The organism is Cellulomonas sp. P5_C6 (genome assembly GCF_054049635.1).
This window is the reverse complement of sequence record NZ_JBFULZ010000278.1, coordinates 1-4,031: the sequence shown is the minus strand read 5'-3', so window position 1 is coordinate 4,031 and position 4,031 is coordinate 1. Positions and strand designations below refer to the sequence as shown.

Genomic DNA, 4,031 nt, shown 5'->3' with positions numbered 1-4,031 from the left:
GGGCTCCACCGCCGCGCCCGGGTTCGGGGCGGTGCAGGAGGACACGGTCGGGCTCGCGCGCGCCGCCTGGCTCGACGCGGTCACGGCCGGGCTGCCGCGCCGATGGGGGCAGGACGTCGCCGAGCGGGTCGCGTCGACCGTCGAGATGCGGCTCGCGGTGACCGACGCCCTCACGCAGCTCACCGTGTCGACCCGTCGCTCCGCGCTGTCGCTCTGGCTCCTGGTCGCGTCCGTCGTGCTGGCCGGAGCCGCGGTGCTCGTCGCCTCGGTCGCGGTCGGCTCCCTGCTCGGCGGCACGCGCGCGAACGTCTGGGCGCCGGTCGCGGCGATCGTGCTGGTCCTGGCCGCCGTGGCGGCGGCTCTCGGGTCCGTCGCGGCCCGTCGGTCCGCGGCCCGCAGGCGCTCCGCCGCCGTGCTGCAGGACGGGCGGGCGGCACTCGAGAACGTGGCGCGCGCCCGGCTCGCCGTGCCCACCGAGGCGGTCCTGGCCGAGCACCGGGCCGTGCGCGAGCTCATCGCGGCCGCCCGGACCTGAGCCGCCCACAGCCCCTCGCGCCGGCGTCCGCGTCCACGGCCTCCCCGGTCGCGCCGTGCCAGCAGCCCGTAGCCGTCCAGCCTGGTCGCACGAGCCCCGCACCCGCCGGGGCGCACGCACTGGAGGCATCGCATGAGCACGCAGACCCTGGACCTGACCGTGGTGGGGTGGATCGGCACCGAGGTGCGGATCTTCCACGAGATCGACGGCGGCGTCCCGTACGCGACGTTCCGCCTGGCCAGCACGCGTCGCTGGTTCGACAAGCAGGCCGGCGCCTGGAAGGACGCGCAGACCGAGTGGTTCCACGTGAAGGCGTTCCGCACCATGGCGATCAACGCGGCGCGGTCCCTGCGCAAGGGCGACCCGGTCATCGTGCAGGGTCTCCTGTCGACCGAGGAGTGGGCGGGTCCCGAGGGTCCGCGCACCACGCTGGTGCTCGACGCCAGCGCCCTGGGCCCGAACCTGGCGTTCGGCAGCAGCCACTTCGCGCGGACGGTGAGCGCGTCCGCGACGACGGGTGCCGACGAGGAGCCGGCGGACGTCTCCGAGCTCGAGGTGCTCCCCGACGACGAGGAGGAGGGCCTCGCGCCCGCGCCCGACCCGGAGCAGGAGCTCGCGCTGGCCACCGCCGGGTGATCGCCTAGGCTGGGGCACCGGCGACCCGACGACGCGACAGGTCGGACCGCGCGCACGCGTGCTGCGCGGTCGGCCCGCCGTCGCCGGTGCCGCCCAGACAGCAGTGCCCCGAGCCGCTTCGAGCAACGTCAGCGCCGGGGCGCCCCCACGATCACCGAGGCGGACGAAGAGCCAGTGGCTGAGTTCATCTACACCATGTACAAGACGCGCAAGGCGCACGGCGACAAGGTCATCCTCGACGACGTCACCCTGAACTTCCTGCCCGGCGCCAAGATCGGCGTCGTCGGCCCCAACGGCGCCGGCAAGTCGACCATCCTCAAGATCATGGCCGGTCTCGACCAGCCGTCGAACGGGGAGGCGCGGCTGAGCCCCGGCTACACCGTCGGCATCCTGCAGCAGGAGCCGCCGCTGAACGAGGCGAAGACGGTGCTGGGCAACGTCGAGGAGGGCGTCGCCGAGATCAAGGGCAAGCTCGACCGGTACAACGAGATCTCCGTGCTGATGGGCGAGCCCGACGCCGACTTCGACGCGCTGCTCGCGGAGATGGGCGTCCTGCAGGAGGCCATCGACGCGGCGGACGCGTGGGACCTCGACGCCCAGCTCGAGCAGGCGATGGACGCGCTGCGCTGCCCCCCGCCGGACGCCGACGTGACCGTGCTGTCCGGTGGTGAGCGCCGCCGGGTCGCCCTGTGCAAGCTGCTCCTGGAGAAGCCGGACCTGCTGCTCCTCGACGAGCCCACCAACCACCTCGACGCCGAGAGCGTGCTCTGGCTCGAGCAGCACCTCAAGGACTACGCGGGCGCCATCCTGGCCGTCACCCACGACCGGTACTTCCTCGACCACGTCGCGGAGTGGATCTGCGAGGTCGACCGCGGCCGCCTGTACCCGTACGAGGGCAACTACTCGACGTACCTCGAGAAGAAGCAGGAGCGCCTGGCCATCCAGGGCAAGAAGGACCTCAAGCTCGCCAAGCGCCTCAAGGAGGAGCTGGAGTGGGTCCGGTCCAACGCCAAGGGCCGCCAGACCAAGTCGAAGTCGCGCCTCGCGCGCTACGAGGAGATGGCTGCGGAGGCGGACCGCACCAGGAAGCTGGACTTCGAGGAGATCCAGATCCCGCCGGGTCCGCGCCTGGGCGCGATCGTGCTCGAGGCGAAGAGCCTGGAGAAGGGCTTCGACGGACGCGTGCTGATCGACGGCCTGAGCTTCACGCTGCCGCGCAACGGCATCGTGGGGGTCATCGGTCCGAACGGCGTCGGCAAGACCACGCTGTTCAAGACGATCGTGGGTCTCGAGCCGCTGGACGCGGGCGACCTCAAGGTCGGCGAGACCGTGAACATCTCCTACGTCGACCAGTCGCGCGGGGGCATCGACCCGAAGAAGACCCTGTTCGAGGTGGTCTCCGACGGGCTCGACTTCCTCAAGGTCGGCAACGTCGAGATGCCGTCGCGGGCCTACGTCGCCGCGTTCGGGTTCAAGGGGCCGGACCAGCAGAAGCCGGCCGGCGTCCTGTCCGGCGGCGAGCGCAACCGACTCAACCTCGCGCTGACCCTCAAGCAGGGCGGCAACCTGCTGCTGCTCGACGAGCCCACCAACGACCTGGACGTCGAGACGCTCGGCTCGCTGGAGAACGCGCTCCTGGAGTTCCCGGGCTGCGCCGTGGTCGTGTCCCACGACCGGTGGTTCCTCGACCGGGTGTCGACGCACATCCTGGCCTACGAGGGCACGGAGGAGAACCCCGGCAACTGGTACTGGTTCGAGGGCAACTTCGCCTCCTACGAGGAGAACAAGGTCGAGCGGCTCGGCGCCGACGCCGCCCGCCCGCACCGGGTGACCTACCGCAAGCTGCGGCGCGACTGACACCGCCTCGCGACGCCCATCGGACCCTGTCCGGTGGGCGTCGCGCGCTTTCCGGACGAGGCCCCGCCCGCTCGTCCGCGGTCACCGCACCTTCGCGGACCTGCGCAGATACGCTCGCTACGACGTGGGAGAGGCGGGTGCGGCGATGGAGCACGACGAGCTCGCCGGCGCGCTGCTCGCGCTGCGCAGCCAGGTGGCCGACCTGCGCCTCCCGCTGGCGACCCCGTCGGCGGCCCCGGCCCGGGCGGACCGGACGCGCGTGCTCGACCAGCTCGACGACTACCTCCTGCCGCGGTTGCGCGACCCGGGCGCCCCGGTCCTCGTCGTCGTCGGTGGGTCGACGGGCGCGGGCAAGTCGACGGTGGTCAACTCGCTGGTCGGCGCCGAGGTCAGCCCGTCCGGGGTGCTGCGGCCGACCACCCGGTGGCCGGTCCTGGTGCACCATCCGCTGGACGTCCGCTGGTTCAGCTCGGACCGGGTGCTGCCGTCCCTGACCCGCGCGGACTCGGCCGAGGACCGCGCGCTGGCCGGCGCCCGGCCCGGGCTGCGGCTGGTCGGGTCCGAGGCACTCCCGGTCGGTCTGGCGCTCCTGGATGCCCCGGACGTGGACTCGGTCGAGGAGGGCAACCGCATCCTGGCCGCCCAGCTGCTGGGCGCGGCGGACGTGTGGCTGTTCGTCACTACGGCCGCGCGGTACGCGGACGCGGTCCCGTGGGAGCTGCTCGCGGACGCCGCCCGTCGCGGGACGCACCTCGCCCTCGTGCTGGACCGCGTGGACCCGGGCGCGCAGGACGCCGTCAGCGACCACCTGCGCCAGATGCTCGCCGAGGCGGGTCTGGGGTCGGCCACCGTGATCGTCGTGCCGGAGGTGGCGCTCGAGGACGGGCTGCTGCCCGAGGTGGCGATCGGCCCGATCGCCGACTTCCTCACGACCACGGCCACGGACCCGCAGGTGCGCGCGGCGGCGCTCGCGGAGACGTGGGACGGGGCGGTCGTCGACGTC

General features: G+C 73.0%; 3 protein-coding genes and 1 pseudogene. All 4 read left to right on the top strand.

The window, feature by feature from the left end:
- Window positions 1-535: pseudogene (locus ACXJKG_RS19970) on the top strand (GTPase); the annotation flags it as partial.
- Between the two features lie 132 nt (window positions 536-667).
- Window positions 668-1,171: a single-stranded DNA-binding protein gene (locus tag ACXJKG_RS19965; protein WP_456847471.1), complete on the top strand. Its 504-nt coding sequence runs from the start codon at window positions 668-670 to the stop codon at window positions 1,169-1,171.
- Window positions 1,172-1,345: 174 nt separating this feature from the next.
- The gene (ettA, locus tag ACXJKG_RS19960) at window positions 1,346-3,028 is read left to right on the top strand and encodes an energy-dependent translational throttle protein EttA (RefSeq protein ID WP_456847470.1); all 1,683 of its coding nucleotides are present in this window, start codon (window positions 1,346-1,348) and stop codon (window positions 3,026-3,028) included.
- A 145-nt stretch (window positions 3,029-3,173) separates the two neighbouring features.
- A partial coding sequence (locus ACXJKG_RS19955) for a dynamin family protein (protein WP_456847469.1) occupies window positions 3,174-4,031 on the top strand: 858 nt, incomplete at its 3' end.